The sequence below is a fragment of the Mucilaginibacter sp. genome (assembly GCF_025359345.1).
Classification (GTDB): domain Bacteria; phylum Bacteroidota; class Bacteroidia; order Sphingobacteriales; family Sphingobacteriaceae; genus Mucilaginibacter.
Genome location: NZ_JANYGQ010000038.1, coordinates 129,796 through 148,381, shown reverse-complemented (window position 1 = coordinate 148,381; position 18,586 = coordinate 129,796). Strand labels below are relative to the sequence as shown.

The following is an 18,586-nucleotide window of genomic DNA, read 5'->3' as shown; positions in this document are numbered from 1 at the left end:
TAATTTAAGCCTCAGTTTCAGATATATTCCTAATTTTTGTTTGATAACCAACACCTGGTTTTACGTTTAGCTCTTCTAACACGTAGTAAGTCCTTTCGCTGGCTAAAGCCTTTGAAACTTCTGATTCAGGGTCGTTTGCATTACCAAACACAATAGCATTTGCCGAACATGTTTGCTGGCAGGCCATTTTTACTTCTCCGTCTTTAAGCGGGCGTTTTTCTATTTTAGCTTTCAGTTTACCGGCCTGTATACGCTGGATACACATCGAGCATTTTTCCATAACCCCGCGGAACCGTGTTACCACATCAGGGTTAAGTACTAATTGTGTATGCTCGTTATTCAGGTAGTTATCAAAACGCGAATCGTTCCAGTAGTTAAACCAGTTAAAGCGGCGCACTTTGTAAGGGCAGTTGTTAGCGCAGTAACGTGTACCAACGCAACGGTTGTAAGCCATGTGGTTTAAGCCTTCGCTCGAGTGAACGGTTGCCAATACCGGGCAAACAGTTTCGCAAGGTGCATGCTCGCAGTGCTGGCAAAGCATTGGCTGGTAAACCACTTTTACATGGTCAAGCTGATCAACATTAAGGTCGGCAATTGCGTGCTCCCTGGTAACACCGCCTTCTGTTCCGTTATCGTCAAAGCTGTAATAGCGATCGATACGTATCCAGTGCATTTCGCGGCGGCGGCCAACTTCGTCTTTACCAACAACCGGTACGTTATTTTCGGCACTACATGCAACTACGCATGCGCCGCAACCTGTACAGGCGTTAAGGTCAATCGCCATAACCCAGTCGTAAGTAGGGTTATCGTGTTTTTGCCAGAACAAATCTGGTTTGTATTCTTTATGTCCTTCTTCTTTACCTGTGCCGCTGGCAGGATTTTTAAGGTATTGCGTAAATGATGCTTCCTTAATAATACTATTACGGCCCTCGATAGAGTGGTGTGTTTGTGTTTGTGCCAGTGGCCAGTTTTCGCCAACCGAAGTTAGGGTTGCAACGGCACTGGTTTGAAATGTTTTGTTACGCAGGCTGTAAAAAGGGAATGCGTTTTTACCAACGTTGATACCAACCGGGCCAACAACTGTACGGCCGTAACCAACAGCTACTGATATAGTACCGCGTGCCTGGCCGGGTTGTGATAATACAGGTAATGATATGGTATAACCGTTTGCAACAATTTTAACCGCATCACCATCCTGTAAGCCTTTTGCTTTCATGTCCGCAGGGGCCATGGCAGCAAAGTTGTCCCAGGTTACTTTCGAAACCGGGTCAGGCAATTCCTGCAACCATGGGTTGTTTGCACGTTTACCATCCCTTATTGCAGGGCTTTGGTAAAGCGACATTTCGGTTTTGCCATCGGCAGCAGTAAGTTCAGTGCTGTGGTCTGATATAGTTTGCGCAACAGCGCTTAAGCTCATGTTAAATGCGTACGAACCGCCTGCTTTCGGAGTTTCTTTTACAAAACCTGTTTGCAGTAAAGTTTCCCAGCCGCTCTGACCTGATAAGCCGCCTTTAGCAAGCAGGTTTTTATCCCAGTTGTCGCGTACGTAACGGTAGTATTCTTTTGCAGGGTTGTCGCTCCATTTCATCAGGCTTTGTTCAGCCTGGCGGGTATCATAAACGGGGTTGATGGTTGGCTGCATCACGGTGTAATAACCGCTGATTGCATTGTCATCGCCCCATGATTCCAAATAGTGATGGTTTGGAGCAACTACGTTACAAAGCGACGAAGTTTCGTCGGTACTGGTAGCGAAAGACACTTTTAGACGTACTTTCTTCAGTCCGTCGGCAATATCTTTGCTGTTATAATAGTCATAAGCAGGGTTGGCATTCAAAAAGAATACTGCACCAACCGCGCCGCTTTTCATTTCATTTACAAACTCAACAAACTCGGCATCGTTACCTGCATATTGTAACGACGGGTTATCCAAATCGATAGTAGTGCCGTAGCTGCCTAATAACGAGTTGATAGCGTTAACCAATATTTGTGTAGCCACATCGTTCGAACCGGCAACAACCAGTGCTTTGCCTTTAGCTGCAAGCAGTTCTTTTGCAGCGATGGTAACAGCGTTTTGAGCAACTTTGTTGCTTAACGCTTTGCCTGCAAGGCTTGAGCCCGAGATGGCATTGTATAAAGCTATCAGTGCAGCGCCTTCTTCCGATGGTTTGATTGGGATCCTTACGTCGGCGTTTGAACCGGTAAGGCTCATACCAGTTTCAAACTGGATATGGCGCGACATTTTTTTGCTTTCCAGCGATTTGTTGTTCCGGTTTGAAACATACTGACGAGTAAACTCTTCAGGAGATATCCAGGTGCCCAGGAAGTCGGCAGCAAAGCTTACAATGATGTCGGCTTTATCAAAGTTGTAGTGCGGCAATACTGCTTTACCAAAACTGTTTTGATTTGCCTGTATGATACCTGTGTAAGATACGGCATCATAATTAATATGTTTTGCAGCAGGAAACTGCTTAACAAAATCAGCAATAACACCCAGTGTTGAAGGGCTTGTTACGGTTGAAGATACAATCGCGATTTTTTTACCGCTGGCTTGAATCGCCAATAATTCCCTCACCACAAAATCATCCACCTGCGCCCAGCCTGTTTGGCTGCCATCTTTCAACGGTCCTTGCAAACGGTTTACGTCATACAAGTCTAATACAGATGCCTGTGCCTGCGCACTTGCGCCACCTTTAGCTAAAATATCATTCGGGTGACCTTCAATTTTAATAGGGCGGCCTTCGCGGGTCTTAACCAAAATGGCTTGTCCGTCGTAGGTCGAAACATAATAGTTAGGTATACCCGGGGTAACCTCTTCCGGCTTAATTAAGTATGGCAGTGATTTGTGTACAGGAACCGGCTGGCAGGCAGCCAATGTTACAGCACCAACGCCAAAACCAAGCGCCTTTAAAAAATCGCGGCGTGGGGTACGGCCTGTTAAACCGCCACCGGTTAAAATATCTTCAATAGGAATAGGCTCCGCAAATTCGTTTTTGTTTAATTCAACAAATTCCGGGGTTTTGTTCAGCTCTTCTAAACCTTTCCAGTATTTTTTATTGCTATCCATTTAAGCTATATAAACTGTAATGCGTTTTAATAATATTAATAATGGCATTTGCCGCACTCGATACCGCCCATTAGTGACGCAGTAACTTGTTTTCCGTCCTTCAGTAAATCGTGTACCTGCTGTAAATTTGCGTAGTAAGCGTTGTCTTTAAAGTCAACGTTGGTACGTTTGTGGCACTGTATACACCATTTCATGGTAAGTGGTGAGTACTGGTAAACTTCTTTCATTTCCTGTACCGGGCCATGGCAGGTTTGGCATTTAATTTTGCCAACCTTTACGTGCTGCGAGTGGTTAAAGTAGGCCAGGTCGGGCAGGTTGTGTATGCGTATCCATTGAACCGGATGCGCTTTTGTAGTATCATACTTCTGTGTCGCAGGGTCAAATCCCAGGGCGTCATATATCTTATGTATTTCAACAGATGCTGTCTTTGAGCCGAAAGCCGAAGATATTACCTTGTGGCAGTTCATACATACGTTTAACGACGGGATAGTTGCATTTTTTGATTTGTAAGCCCCTGAGTGGCAGTACTGGCAATCAATTTTCATTGCGCCGGCGTGCAAATCGTGCGGGAATTTAATAGGCTGAACCGGCTGGTAACCCTGGTGAAGGTTGGTAGTCCATAGGCCGATAAATGTGTAAACGCCTAAAAATATAGTACCGCAAAGCAGTACGAAGAAGACGAACTTCTTATTTTTCGCAAGTTTCTTTAAGAAAGCTAAACGGTCAACCGATTCGCCGGCAACTGCTTCTTCCTCAAGTATAGTAACATTATTTTTTGCCAGCAAGCGCTCTAATGTTGTAATAACACGGTTTAAAACCAGTATTACTATAAAAGCTAAAACAATAACACCTAACAGTGAAAGGATAATTATTTTGCTTGGGCCTTTATCTACAACAACGGCGGGACCTGTTCCCGGAGCAGGTGTAGCAGACATTTTTTTCCATTCAGTACGAACGTAAGTTAAAATATTGGCTACATCCCCGTCGGTTAAATCGGCAAACACAGTCATGTTTGCCTGGTTGAACTGGTTGAAAACAGTAACCGCCTTCGGGTTTTTAGCCGCAATTAATGCCTGGTTGTTCTGGATCCATTTAGTCAGGAATTTGTCGTCGGTTTCGTCGGTAATCAGTTTACCTAAAGCCGGACCTACAACTTGCTGGTCAAGTTTGTGGCAGGCGGTACATTTGGCCTTAAACAGGGCCTCGCCCTTTACGGCATCCCCCTGTGCATAGGCATACGTGCCCACAAAAGCAAAACAGGCAATCAGTAAAACCGACCGTGAGAATTGTTTAAAAATCAATGAGAAACTCCTCATAAAGCGTATTTATACTAAATAATTTTTTTGTTAATGATTGATATTCACAGAGAAATGTATGTATAACCCGAAATTTTCAAGCACAAAAGTAAAATTTATTACAGTATCAGTGACAAATAAATGACACCAATATCTAATTTATAATAATTCTAAATAAGTTTTTATTGCGCTTAAAACCGGTTAAAATGCCTAATTATAGTGTCCATTTTACGATAAGCCTTAATAACTTATCTGTCAAAAGTTTATCCTAGTTTTCAATCCTTCTATTATCCAGACGGGCAATTTAGGACAGTTGCTCATCTTAAATAACGCAAGCCGCTAAAACTTACAATATAATGGTTTTAGAGGTAGCATTTTTACCACAATCGCTAAATTTACTTACATTAGCAGTAATTAACTACTGCAAACTTAACCTTTCACAATTCCAATGAGATTTCTTTACGCTCTTTTAATTCTCCTGTTACCAGTTTCAATTTTCGCACAATCCAATTACCGCCCCGGCTATGTAATACAAAGCAATGGCGATACATTGAAGGGCTACATAAACTACAGGGAATGGGACCTGTGTCCCAAATCGATCGAATATAAAAACCTCACATCTGATAAACAAGCGACTGAATTTACGCCGCAAACTTCGAAAGAAGTGCATGTAAACGGACTCGAAACTTACATTACTTATGCAGGCCCGCTAAGCATCGGCGCCACTAACCTCCAGGACCTTCGCGACCATATCGACACCGCAAAAAAAAATGTACTGGTGTATTTAAAAGTGGCTGTAACGGGTAAGCACCTAACTCTTTACTCGTATAAAGACGAATTAAAGACCTGGTTCCTGATAGCCGAGCCGAACACGGCCCCTATCGAACTGAGGTACTACCGCTATTTTAGCGACTATAACAATGTGGTAAATGTCGATATTTACAAAGGCCAGCTACAGTTACGCATCGGTAAATTTATGCCGGTGACTGATAACTTAAGCAAACAAATCAACGAGGCGAACTATGAATTCCGCGACCTTGAGCCGCTGATCAATAAAGTAAATGGCGAAGCTATAGCGGCAAGGACCAAGTCTGTTTTAAGGCCCTTTGTCGGGCTGGCCGCCAACAGCATCAAGACAACGGTAAACAATGTTGGTAAAATCAATAGCCAGCAGTCGTACACCGGCATAACACCGAAGATCAATATAGGTCTTGATATTTTAGGAAATTCGGTAGTCCAGAAATTCATTTTCAGGACCGAGTTATCCTACGCTTATACCAAACCAAACTACCACTATTCGGCCGATCCGGGTTTTGGGATACCTTCAACAACTGTTGTCGACTATAAATTCAACCAAAGCATCGTTTCCTTGTCGCCGCAGGCTATTTTTAACATCTACAATACCAGCAAGGTTAAGTTATACCTTGATGCAGGTGTTTTGTTCAACGTTTCATTCTATTCCAACCAATTGTTACACACAGTAAATACGAGTATTTATAATACAGTGATTACTTACTCAAAAGCCGATCCTTACAAACCAAGCGGTTTTTCAACGGGCTTTCTTTTACAGGCCGGTGCAAGATTGAGCGACCGCGTTGAGATCCACTTTGCTTTCACCGCCGCACCAAACGTCTCTTTCGACTCAACAGTACAGGAGTTGAATCCCATAACGCTCAATACACAAACCATGGATTTTGGTATTAAATATTTGTTTTAGCCATATTTATAAATTCTTGTACCGCGGTTTAGATGGTGTAGCGCGTGGCAGGAGATGACCGAAGCTTTTGATATCGGAACATGGAGCTCTAAACACATTTGAAGATTTCGGAATGCCTGCAGCTTTAACAACTTTCGACAGGAAGGATTGAAGGATGCACCCTGCTTAAGCAAAATCCCCGGTCAGACAACTTTGAACGCTTGCTAATCAAAGCATCATCTGCCATCACTACCGTCATCCTATTAATAGCCAGTGACTAATGACTCCCCCAAGGGTCACCTTTTGGCACTTACGGGTATCAATAAGTACCAAAAAACAAACAAATTAATTTTTTATTATGAAAACAAAACATGTAATCCCGCTACTTGCGGGGCTGGGGCTTTTTTGTGCCTGCAAGGGCAAAATGGACTCGAAAAGTAATGCTGCAGACAGCGCTACAAGCGCCAATGTAGTTGTTCAAAAATCTGCTGCCGATGACAGCGTCACAGATGAAAAAGTAGTCCTACACAAATCCCCTACACCCGACAGTGCTGTAATCAAAAAAGTACCGGTACACAAATCGCACAAAACTGATACAGCGCAACCAGTCCGCCGGCTGGTACAAAAAGCCGACATCCACTTTAAGGTTAAAAGCGTACAGCAAACCACCGAACAGGTGGCCTCACTTACGGCCGATTTAAAGGGCACCATTGTTCATCAAACCATCAATTCAACGCCCCAAAGCCAGCAGGATTTTAAACGCAGCGACGATTCCATTATGCGGGTTACAGTTACCAGGCCTACTGCCGAAATGACGGTAAAAATTCCGCCTGCTTACCTGGAAGTTTTCCTGTTGCAGGTGGCCCGGCTGGGTATCCATATCGACAGCAGCCACATGAACGTGAACGATAAAACCCTCGATTATCTTTCAACCCAACTTAAATTAAAGAACGAAGCTGAATTAACATCAACCGAAGAACAAAAGCCGGCGGCAGCTAAAAGTCCGCGCGACATCCTGGAGCTAAAAAACAGGATGGTTGATCACCAGATAGATAACCGCCGCATTGCCGACTCGGCCAAAACAGGCGTTATTGCGCTCAGCTTTTATGAGAATGATGTGGTTAGCCGCGAAATCCTTGCAAGCAATAATCCATCTTCATACAATGAGCCGGCTACAAAGCGCATCGGCACATCAATAAAAGAAGGCTGGGATGTATTTGTAGACTTTATTGCCTTATTGATTAAAGCATGGGTACTGGTACCGCTCGGACTGATAACCTGGGTTCTGGTTAAACGAATAAATAAAAAGAAAGCAATCATTAACCTTAAAACTAATACCGAGTTATGAAATCAAAAGTATTAATTCCCCTGCTGGCAGTTATCGTATTGCTGGCAGCTTGTAAAGGCAAACGCGGTTCGGAAGAGTTTGCAAGCAGTGCAGATACCACCGTTTCGACAAGTCGGGCCTTCGATACCGCCAGACTTGAAACCAAACTGGTAAAAACCGCCGACATGCGCTTTAAAGTAAAAGATGTGCAGCAAACCAGCGAAAAGATTACCGCACTTACCACAGGTTATAAAGGCATGGTAATGCACCATCAGGTCGAATCGTCAGGTATGCGCAGCGTAGACATCAAAAAAAGCGAGGATTCTATTATCCGGGTAACCTCATTTAGCACTACAGCCGATATCACCGTAAAAATACCATCCGAAACTCTGGAGGAATTTATGAACGAGGTTGCACACATGGGCGTATTATTAAATGTACGCAAGATGGATATCTCGGATAAATCATTGGAGTATATGGCGGCAAGGCTGAAACTTAAAAACCGCAACGATTTAATCAGTCAGCAGAAGGCCGGCAAGGTGGTTATAAAGAACCCCGCCAATGTATTGGCTTTAAAGGACGATATGGTTGACCAGCAAATTGGCAACAAGCAAATCGACGACGAGGTAAAAAATAGCATTGTTAGCCTGAGTTTTTACCAAAGTAACACAATCTATAAAGAGACCATAGCCAATGACGATCCCTCGGACTATAACCTGCCATTTTTTAAAAGGCTGGGCGGCAGTATTGAAAATGGCTGGTCTATTTTTGAAAATGTGGTGCTGGGATTGGCTAACCTTTGGGTATTTGTTATAGCAGGCATAGTGGTGTGGATGATAATAAGGCACTACCGTAACAAAAGGCCGATTGTGGTAATTAAAAGCTAACGCCAAATTAAGTTTGTCTTAAAAAAATTCGCTTTGTGCTCTCTGTGTCTTCTCCGTATCTCCGTGGTAAAAAATAACCACAGAGGTCGCAAAGAAGGCACAGAGTAACAGAGTCTGTAAATCAGCCCTAATTTTTTTAAAATATTTTCACTTTCCCAAAAACCATTCACAAAGCACGTTGTTATCTATTTGCTAAACCCAAATTCCGTAACATGCAACCCAAAGCTATAACCCCCGCTGGCCTTAACCACATGATAAATGTGAGTGAAGATGATGAGCTTCAATTCTGGGCAAAAAAATTCGGCATTACGCCTGAAAAATTAAAATCGGCAGTAAGGGCAGTTGGTTCGTCTGTTGGTGCTATAAGCAAGTACCTGCGCAGTAAACTAAACTAAGATTTTTTGGATTGATAGGATTATAGGATGCTGCCGCGAGTTTTACGCAGTGTTACTCGTGGTATTGCATGTGGGAAGTTTTCAGCTTCTGCAGATATTATTTTTGTCATCTAACATTTTTAAAAACCAACCCCATCCGGCATTGTTAAATAGTGGTATTAATAATATATCGTTATGAGCCTGGAAAAATATGTTGAGAAGCGCGACTTCACAAAAACGGCCGAGCCCAAGGCAGGTAAAAGCCAGGCGAAGGATGCGCTGACCTTTGTAATTCAAAAGCACGATGCCTCGCGCCTGCATTATGATTTCAGACTGGAGATGGATGGCGTACTGAAAAGCTGGGCGGTACCTAAAGGCCCCTCAACCGATCCGAAAACCAAGCGACTGGCCATGATGGTGGAGGATCACCCTTATGATTACCGCCAGTTTGAAGGCATCATCCCCGAGGGCCAATATGGCGGCGGGACTGTAATCGTATGGGACGAGGGTACCTATGAGCCCATCGAAGAAATAAAAGGTAAAAAAGCACAGGAGAAAGAGTTGCTAAAGGACCTAAAAGCCGGCTCCCTAAAAATAAAGCTGCACGGCACCAAGCTGCGTGGCGAATACGCGCTGGTGAAAACCCATGGTATGGGCGAAAACGGCTGGCTGCTGATAAAGCATAACGACGACTATGCCTCGAAAAAAGACATTACCAAATTGGATGAATCTGTTTTATCCGGCAAAACTATTGCCCAGGTTGAGAAAACCAGCGAAAAGGTTTGGCAACACGGGCACGAAGAGAATGTAGAGAAAGAAAAATCAAAAAGTAAAAAAAAAAGACCGCCGAAACCAGCTGAGGAAGTGGTGGGTGACAACGCCGATGTTCCGGTGGTTGATACGGCTGGGACCGATGTTGCGCCGCTTGTAAAATCGGCGCCAAAAGCGGCCATCCCTAAAAATGTGAAGCCGATGAAGGCTACCCTGGTGGATGAACCTTTTGACGACCCCGACTGGCTTTACGAAGTGAAATGGGATGGCTACCGGGCAGTAGCCATTATAAATAAGGGCGACGTACAGCTTGTATCGCGCAACAACCTGCCTTTCGACAAATTTTATCCTATTGTTGCGGCTTTAAAAAAGTGGAAGATAAACGCCGTGATTGACGGCGAGGTGCTGGTGCTGAATGATAAAGGCATCTCAAACTTTGGCGCCCTGCAAAACTGGCGCAGCGAGGCCGACGGGCAGCTCGTTTATTATGTGTTCGATATACTTTGGTACGAAGGCAAAAACCTGATGGGCCTGCCCCTGCGCGACCGCCTTGCAATTTTAAAAGATATTTTACCGACCGATAACGACAGCATCCGCCAAAGCAAAGTTTTTGAGGCAAATGGTGTTGAGTTTTTTAATGCCGCAGAGCGGATTGGATTAGAAGGTATCATCGCCAAAAAAGCAAGCAGCGTTTATACTTCTGATTTGCGGTCGCCGGAGTGGTTAAAGATAAAGGTGCACCGGCGGCAGGAAGTGGTGATTGCCGGTTTTACCAAAAACCAGGGCACCAGCAAACCGTTTAGCGCGCTGGCGCTTGGTGTTTATGATAATGGCACACTACGTTACGTAGGCAAAGTTGGCACCGGGTTTAACGATAAAATGCAAAAGGAAATGATGGCGCAGTTTAAGCCGCTAATAACCGATAAAAGCCCGTTTGACGTGGAACCTGACGTTGATAAGCCATCGCGCTTCAGGCCGCAGCGTTTAGGCGCCAGGCCTACCTGGCTGAAGCCTGAACTGGTTGGTGAAGTTGCATTTGCTGAAGTAACCAGCGATGGCGTTTTCCGCCAGGCATCGTTTAAAGGAATGCGCACCGATAAGAAAGCCAAAGACGTAATTTTGGAAACGCCGAAACATACAACCGAAACAGTAGACGAAGTGGACAACAAAGATACCCGCGGCCATAGCGAGGCTATTGAACCGCCAAAAGAAAAAGGGCGCAAAACCCTGTTGAACCCGACAGATGAAACGCAGGCGCGTAAAATTTGCGGACACGATATAAAGTTTACCCATTTAAGCAAGGTTTACTGGCCCGAAGATAACGTGACCAAGCGCGACATGTTTAACTACTATTACCAGGTTGCGGAATTCATATTGCCTTATTTAAAAGACAGGCCGATGTCGCTCAATCGTTTCCCGGACGGGATACACGGGCCAAGCTTTTACCAAAAGGATGTAAAAGGCAAAGCTCCCGACTGGATAACTAAAACATTCCCTTATACCAATGGCGAGGGCGAGCATAAGGAATACCTGGTAGGTAGTGATGAAGCTGTTTTATTGTGGATGGCCAGTTTAGGTTGCATTGAAATGAACCCATGGTTCAGTCGCGTAAAGTCGCCGGATAACCCGGACTATTGCGTGATAGACCTCGACCCTGATAAAAACACCTTCGACCAGGTGATAGAAGCGGCACTGGAAGTGAAGAAGGTTCTGGATGCCATAGACGTCCCCTCATTCTGTAAAACATCCGGTTCAACGGGTATGCATATATATATACCGCTGGGCGCAAAATATGATTACGACCAGTCGCAACTGTTTGCCCGCATCATTGTAGATATTGTACACAGGCAAATTCCTGACTACACCAGCCTTGAACGGATGGTAGCCAACCGTAAAGGCAAAATGTACCTCGACTTTTTACAGAACCGCCCGGGCGCCACCATTGCCGGCCCATACTCGCTACGACCAAAACCAGGTGCAACGGTATCCATGCCACTGGCCTGGGACGAAGTAAAACCCGGCCTAACCATGAAGGATTTCACCATTTTTAACTCCATCGACAGGTTGAAAGAAACCGGGGACTTGTTTAAAGGCGTACTGGGTAAAGGAATTGATTTGGAGAAGGTGATCAAAAAAGCGCAGGGAGCGTTTGAGGTGAAGGTGTGAGTGGAGAGTAGTTAAAAAACAAATCATGCCATCATCCGTAGTTGCAGCAATGGAGTATAACGAGCCGGTATCAACGTTGCGGATTACCTATGTATCGGGCAAAGTGTATGATTATAAGAATGTGCCACCCGAGGTATTTGAAGAAATGAAAGAAGCCGATTCAAAGGGCACGTTTTTAAATTACCGGATAAAGGGCAAATACAGGTATAAAAGGGTGAAGTAAGAGCAGTATTAAATTAAATTGCAAAATCAGGTTAACTTTTTCACCAAAGCAATTATATTTGCGCCAAATTAAATACAACACAAAATGAGTTCAATAGAAAACGCCAACGCAGAAGGTCACTATAAATTAATGGTACTGGCAATAGTGATAGGTTTAACAGGGGTTTTCCTGCGTTTTGCTGATTTTCATTATGTTAATATCGTTGCAAATATCATCCTGATTATCGGTGTGCTAATTGCACTGAGATCGGTATTTGCGATATTGAAATAAGTTACAATATCCTGTAGGTCACGTCATTGCGAGGAACGATCCGCCAGCTGGCGGACTACACAAGCTAATCAACGGACCGAAAATTTTGTGGTGACCTATCGGCCGCATTTAGGTCCTCACAAACATGATGGACGTTGAATATCCTAAGTAGAGGTTGCTTCGTTCCTCGCAATGACGCTGGTAAACATCGCCTTAACTGCCCACTGCCAACTCAAAACTGCCTCCCCCCTACTTCCCTTTATATTTCGATTCATTCAAAATCATCTGTGCATCATTATTCGCCATTAATGCGGCTAATGTCACCTCGGGATGTTTCTCCATGTATTGCCGTACAATTTGCCAGCCAGTCCAGATACCGAGCTTTGGCGCCGATTCGTTTTTCTCGCCCAGGCCGGGGGTAAAAGGCGCCTGGGTTAAGTATTTCTGAATTTTAGGATAATCGGCTTCATACAACAAATTTTCATCAAGAATGTAGGCCCATATTTTATCCTTAAACTGTTCGCACCATTTTATTTGCGCGGTGGTATAGCCAATTTTGGTGCTGTCGCCCGCATCGGGCAGCACCTGGTCCATAAAGTACATGATCTTTCCGTTATAAATCATTTTCGATAACAGCGTTTTGCTGCTGTCGCTTTCGGGGAACATATCTTCGCGGGCTATGCTTTCAACCACACGCGGCACAATATTTTCCTTATTAAAAAACTGTGAAAGGTAGTGCGGGTAGGCATTGGTGAGCGAAGGGTAAAAACGCGAGTTACCGCCCAGGAACAAATCGAGTCCAATACCAAAGTAGTTATTGCCGATAACAACCTGCGCTTCAAAACCCGAATAGTAGGAATAGACTTTGGGCAGATGTTTTTTAGGGAAGTAATATATTATACGCCTGAACGCATCGGTCAGCTCCTCGTCCTGTTTATCAAGCCCGCCTTTAAATACGGAGTCAATATCATGCTTTAAATCATTGTAAGCCTGGTTGGCAAATACTTGGCGCAGCAGTTCAAAATAGGCGGTATCCCGCGTATTTAGCCGTGGTTCCTGTAGTATCAGGCAAATAAAATCGTGGTAAAACACGCCGTATTTGCGTTGCAGGTAGGCTGCCTGGGCCCCCATCGGTTTTGTACGCATGGCGTCAAATTCCTGGTCGAAGCGCTCAATTTTAACATCGAGTTGTATATTGCTTACATCAACTTTTTTGTTGCTTTTACATCCGCTAATAACAGCGATAAGTAAAAACGCTAAATAAATAGGCTTTTTGAGGTTTAAAACAATCATTGTTTGGGCTTTGAGCAAAAATAATTTTTATTTGCATTTAAATATGCAAACGGCCGAATTAAAGCGTTTGTTACCTATCTAACCAAGAATAATTTATAATGAAGATCGCTTTAGCTCAGCTTAATTACCACGTAGGGAACTTTGAATCGAACACGGCCAAAATAATTGAACATATTAAAAAGGCCCGCAACAACGGGGCCGACCTGGTAGTATTCGCAGAGCTATGCGTATGCGGCTACCCTTCGCGCGATTTTTTGGAGTTTGATGAGTTTATCGGCCTTTGCGAAACATCGGCACAGGAAATTGCTAAAGAGTGCCATGGCATTGCCTGTATTATTGGCTTGCCTACTCCTAATCACCGCACTGAAGGCAAAGATTTAAATAACTCGGCCTATTTTATTGAGGAAGGCAAAGTAAAGGCCATTGCTAACAAGGCGCTATTGCCTAACTATGATATTTTTGACGAATACCGCTATTTTGAACCGGCTACCGAATTTAGCTGCATCGACTTTAAAGGCCATCGTATAGCTTTAACCATTTGCGAGGATTTGTGGAACACCATTGAAAATCCGCTATATGTTACGCGGCCGATGGATATTCTGATGCAGCAAAACCCGGATGTGATGATAAATATTGCCGCCTCTCCATTCGCTTATAACCACGATGAAGAGCGGATTGCAATTTTGACCGATAATGCCGAGCGCTACAAACTCCCTCTATTATACGTAAACCATGTTGGCGCCCAAACAGAATTAATTTTCGACGGTGGGTCGTTAGTATTTGATAATACCGGCAAATTAATTGATGAGCTGCCCTATTTTGAAGAAACCCTTGCCTATTACACGCTGGGCGACAATGGCGCCTTAACTTACGACCACCCAACCACGCGGAAAGCTGAACGCGAAAGCGACATTGAGCAGATACACCGGGGCCTGATTTTGGGCATCCGCGATTACTTTTATAAGTCGGGATTTAAACAGGCCATTTTAGGTTTATCAGGTGGAATTGACTCTGCCGTGGTTTGCTCATTGGCTGCTGAAGCACTAGGGCCTAAGAATGTAATGGCGGTGTTGCTCCCCTCCCATTTCTCGAGCGACCACTCTATTAAGGATGCCGAAGATTTGGTAAACAACCTCGGCTGCCTGAGCGAAACTATTGCTATAAAAAATGTAACTGATGCTTTTGAAGCGGCGCTAAGTCCACAGTTTAAGGGCTTGCCGTTTAACATTGCCGAGGAAAATATCCAGTCGCGCAGCCGTGCGGTACTGTTGATGGCTATGTGTAATAAGTTTGGCTATATCCTGCTTAATACATCAAATAAAAGCGAGGCAGCCGTTGGCTACGGGACTTTATATGGCGATATGTGTGGCGGTATTTCGGTAATTGGCGATGTATACAAAACGCAGGTTTTTGAGCTTGCAAGGCATATCAATAAAGACAAGGAAATTATCCCTATAAATTCTATAATCAAGCCACCATCAGCTGAATTACGGCCCGATCAAAAGGATACCGATTCGCTGCCTGAATACGATATACTGGATAAAATACTACAGGTTTATGTAGAGGACAGGCGTTCATCGGCCGAAATCATCACGATGGGCTATGACGAACACACCGTTCGCCGGGTAATAAGGCTGGTTAACCTTGCCGAGCATAAGCGCTATCAAACACCACCGATTTTAAGGGTATCGCCTAAAGCATTTGGCATGGGCAGAAGGATGCCGATAGTTGGGAAGTATTTGACGTAAGAGTTCATAGTTGATGGTTCATAGTTCATAGCAGAAAAAGCGTGTAAAACACAGGCTCTGCGGTTTGACATTTTACTTATAAGTACAATGATTTTTATTTATCTAATATGTTTGATAGTACTTATAAATTTAATAACCCAAATTTTCTTCTTTCAAGGAAAAAGGTTAAAAGGATTTTACCGGGTAAATTTACTCTTGGTAGTTGTCTACAACACAGTAGGTTGGTGGTATATAATTAAGTACTTGGGTGAGGGAGGAGCAAGTTTGGGTCCTGGATTAACACTGATATTTTTTTCGGGGGTGCACCTGGTGATAATATTTTTATTTTTTTGTGCTACCCTTCACAAAACCTGATAAGCTCTCCGCCTCCGTTATCAGATGCCGTACCGCGGTATGGTCGGCAGCTTTTATTAAAATAGTAAACTGTTAATTAAAATTGTCCAGTCTGTCACACTATCACAACCCATAACACTGTGACAGGTGTGACAGAGCTTCATTTGTCTGAACCATGATTTTTCACAGGTATTCTTTTTTTAAGGGTTCAAGAAAGCTTCGCTGTTTATAGGATTTGAAGATTAACTTGACACCGCCGTTGTTGGTGTTGTCACACCTGTCACATCTATCACGTCAAAAACAGTGTGACAGCGTGACAAGGCCAATTTATCAATTGCTTTTTAAATATATCAATAATATATATTATATAATTATATATTTAATAATTTACTATTAAAGATTAAAGCAATATTTATCTGCTTTAAAGCTATTGAGAAAAACACACGCGCAACAGCTGTCACACTATCACAACCCATAACGCTGTGACAGGCGTGACAAGCAAAAAACTATGTCATTTCGAAACGCAGTGAGAAAACTTGTACGCTTTGTCTTTTCGGGTGCTTAGCGCGTGTACAAGTTTTCTCCTCGTTCCTCGTCGAAATGACATAGTGATTAAAAGTCCGTTTGTCACACCTATCACATCCATCACGTCAAAAACAGTGTGACAGCGTGACGAACTTACATTTTCTCATTTTTTCCTATCTTACCCCCTCATCACATCGATATGCTAAAAAACCACATCAAAACCTCGTTCAGGTATTTTATCAGCCATAAAGCATTTTCTGCTATTAATATCATTGGCCTCAGCACCGGCATTTGCGTTTGTTTTTTTGCCTTGCTTTATGTGCAGTTTGAGTTAAGCCGGGATACTTATAATACAAAAGCCGATAACATTTACCGACTGGTTACCGATGTAAAAACACCCGTAGGTATCAATTACGAAAGTACACCGGGCCCTATGGCCGCAGCAGTGCAGGCTACCTTCCCCGAGGTAAAAATTGCTACACGTATTTTTATGGACGATATGATACTGCAGAGCAACCCCAACAACGCCGCTAAGGAAGAGGTTGCTTATGTAGATGATTCCGTTTTCAAAGTTTTTAGTTGGACGTTACTGCGCGGCGATGCCAAACATTTGTTTGATGCCCCTTGCAATGTGGTACTTACTGAAACTGCCGCCAAACATTACTTCGGCAACGCTGATCCTATTGGTAAAACCATGCTGATTAACGGCCAAACCAGGGCGGCAGTAACCGGGATAATGAAGGATATGCCTTATAATTCGCATCTGCGGGTGAACATGTTGTTTTCCATGAGCACCCTTATTGGTCCCTGCTGCTGGAATACCAACTGGAAACGCTTTGGCTTTTACACTTACCTGTTGTTAAAACCGGGTACTGATGCGGCAAAACTGCAGGAGAAGTTCCCTGCCTTTGTTAAGGCTAATATCGACCAAAGCCAATCGAAATATAGCCTGGCAATAGAGCCGTTAAAGAAGGTCTACCTTTATGGAAAGCCACGCGGGCACCGCACCGGAAGTTCTGAAAGCGGCAGCATCAGCAATATTTATATCTTCTCCATAATAGCTTTGTTTGTGCTGTTTATAGCCTGTTTTAATTTCATCAACCTTACAACCGCCTTTTCACTAAAACGCGCCCGCGAAATTGGTGTGCGCAAAGTGCTGGGCGCATCAAAAAAACAGTTGATGGTGCAATTTTTTATGGATGCAGTTTTACTCTGCCTCATTGCATTTGTATTAGCGTTGGGGTTGGCCGCTTTGCTGCTGCCATTGTTTAACCAACTAACAGGCACCGTTATAGCGACAGGCATATTTGAAAACCTGTATTACCTTAGCGGCTTATTGCTTATTGCCGTTTTGGTTGGGTTGTTTTCAGGGATTTACCCGGCCTTATTTTTATCGGGTTTTAAACCTATCAACAGTTTAAAAGGACAACTTGCATCGGGCAATGGCGGACTGATGCTGCGCAAAACGCTGGTTATTGCTCAGTTTACCATCTCTATTGTACTCATCATATCTACCATAATAGTTTACAACCAGCTGGACTTTATGCAAAACCAGCAATTAGGGTTTAATAAAGGCCACAAGCTGGTGATCGACTACCAGTTTAATCACCAAATAAATGAGCACCCCGACCTGGTAAAGCAGTTGATGGGAGCTGTGCCCGGCGTTAAAAGTGTATCGTACTCTTCGGGGGTGCCGGGTACGCCCAACAACAAATTTCAGACGTCAATTATGGATGCCGGTGGTTCGTACCAGGAATTTTTGAGTGATGTATACAATTTCGACGGCGACTTTTTAAAGCAGTACGGTATAGATGTGATTGCCGGCCGAGGATTTAACCGGCAAATTGCGCTGGATGAAAAAGCAATGCTGATAAACGAAACCATGGTTAAAAAGATGGGCTATAAAACTCCGGAGGAAGCCATTGGGAAACCGTTCAAGCAGTTCGACGCAACCGGCACCATTGTAGGGGTGGTAAAAGATTTTCATTTCCATTCATCGCAGGAGTTGGTGCCGCCTTTGGCTATCCGCCCCGCTGACGGGTTTTTCACCTCCCTCACGCTCGACATTACTTCGGCCAATATGCAGCAAACAATAGCCCAGATTGAAAAGCAATGGAAGCAACTGGCGCCGGGCCTCCCTTTGATTTATTTTTTCCAGGATGAGGCCTACAACAAGCAATATATTGCCCAACAGCGATTCGGCAACCTGTTTGTTTGTTTTTCGGCTTTGGCGATATTAATATCATGCCTTGGTTTATTGGGGCTTTCCGCTTTTAGTACCGCGCAGCGAAAAAAGGAAATCGGCATCCGGAAGGTGCTCGGTGCGTCGGCCCTTAGTATTACCGCGTTGCTGTCGAAAGATTTTGTGCGATTGGTGGTTATTGCCATCGTAATTGCTTCTCCCCTGGCCTACTGGGCCATGCACACCTGGCTGCAGGATTTTGCCTACCGCATACAAATATCCTGGTGGGTGTTTGTTGCAGCAGGGGCGGCAGCATTGGTGATTGCTTTGCTTACTATTAGCTTTCAATCGTTAAAGGCAGCTTTGGTTAATCCTGTAAAAAGTTTGAAAAGCGAGTGATTTGTTAGTTCACATTTATCACCACGCGTCATTGCGAGGAACGAAGCAACGTCT

General features: G+C 43.9%; 12 protein-coding genes. 9 read left to right on the top strand and 3 right to left on the bottom strand.

From position 1 onward, the window contains the following. Positions 1-4: 4 nt before the first annotated feature. On the bottom strand, positions 5-3,064 hold the full coding sequence (locus Q0R52_RS28430; RefSeq protein ID WP_295801812.1) for a TAT-variant-translocated molybdopterin oxidoreductase: 3,060 nt from the start codon (positions 3,062-3,064) through the stop codon (positions 5-7). A gap of 35 nt (positions 3,065-3,099) precedes the next feature. Continuing rightward, positions 3,100-4,380: a cytochrome c3 family protein gene (locus tag Q0R52_RS28425; RefSeq protein WP_295801810.1), complete on the bottom strand. Its 1,281-nt coding sequence runs from the start codon at positions 4,378-4,380 to the stop codon at positions 3,100-3,102. A 427-nt stretch (positions 4,381-4,807) separates the two neighbouring features. Here Q0R52_RS28425 and Q0R52_RS28420 point away from each other — a divergent pair, with 427 nt between their 5' ends. The 7 genes from Q0R52_RS28420 (at position 4,808) to Q0R52_RS28390 (ending at position 12,073) form a co-directional block, all read left to right on the top strand. Next, complete coding sequence (locus tag Q0R52_RS28420; RefSeq protein ID WP_295801807.1) at positions 4,808-6,076, top strand: hypothetical protein; 1,269 nt, start codon at positions 4,808-4,810, stop codon at positions 6,074-6,076. Positions 6,077-6,413: 337 nt separating this feature from the next. Further along, entirely contained in the window at positions 6,414-7,403 is a 990-nt protein-coding gene (locus tag Q0R52_RS28415; protein ID WP_295801805.1) for a DUF4349 domain-containing protein, read from the top strand. After that, positions 7,400-8,269, top strand: a complete 870-nt coding sequence (locus Q0R52_RS28410) for a DUF4349 domain-containing protein (RefSeq protein ID WP_295801804.1) — start codon at positions 7,400-7,402, stop codon at positions 8,267-8,269. Before Q0R52_RS28415 ends, Q0R52_RS28410 begins: the two co-directional genes overlap by 4 nt. A gap of 212 nt (positions 8,270-8,481) precedes the next feature. Beyond that, entirely contained in the window at positions 8,482-8,664 is a 183-nt protein-coding gene (locus tag Q0R52_RS28405; RefSeq protein ID WP_295801802.1) for a DUF3606 domain-containing protein, read from the top strand. A 174-nt stretch (positions 8,665-8,838) separates the two neighbouring features. Then, the gene (gene ligD / locus Q0R52_RS28400) at positions 8,839-11,580 is read left to right on the top strand and encodes a DNA ligase D (RefSeq protein ID WP_295801800.1); all 2,742 of its coding nucleotides are present in this window, start codon (positions 8,839-8,841) and stop codon (positions 11,578-11,580) included. Positions 11,581-11,605: 25 nt separating this feature from the next. Further along, positions 11,606-11,803, top strand: a complete 198-nt coding sequence (locus Q0R52_RS28395; RefSeq protein ID WP_295801798.1) for a KTSC domain-containing protein — start codon at positions 11,606-11,608, stop codon at positions 11,801-11,803. 84 nt (positions 11,804-11,887) lie between these two features. After that, positions 11,888-12,073, top strand: a complete 186-nt coding sequence (locus Q0R52_RS28390; protein WP_252788967.1) for a hypothetical protein — start codon at positions 11,888-11,890, stop codon at positions 12,071-12,073. 228 nt (positions 12,074-12,301) lie between these two features. On the opposite strand, the gene gldB is transcribed toward Q0R52_RS28390, so the two are convergent. Next, complete coding sequence (gldB, locus tag Q0R52_RS28385) at positions 12,302-13,345, bottom strand: gliding motility lipoprotein GldB (RefSeq protein WP_295801795.1); 1,044 nt, start codon at positions 13,343-13,345, stop codon at positions 12,302-12,304. A 98-nt stretch (positions 13,346-13,443) separates the two neighbouring features. Between gldB and Q0R52_RS28380 the strand changes: the two genes are divergently transcribed. Further along, the gene (locus Q0R52_RS28380) at positions 13,444-15,093 is read left to right on the top strand and encodes an NAD+ synthase (protein ID WP_295801793.1); all 1,650 of its coding nucleotides are present in this window, start codon (positions 13,444-13,446) and stop codon (positions 15,091-15,093) included. A 1,057-nt stretch (positions 15,094-16,150) separates the two neighbouring features. Further along, positions 16,151-18,532, top strand: coding sequence for an ABC transporter permease (locus tag Q0R52_RS28375; RefSeq protein WP_295801792.1), 2,382 nt, complete (start codon positions 16,151-16,153; stop codon positions 18,530-18,532). Positions 18,533-18,586 lie beyond the last annotated feature (54 nt).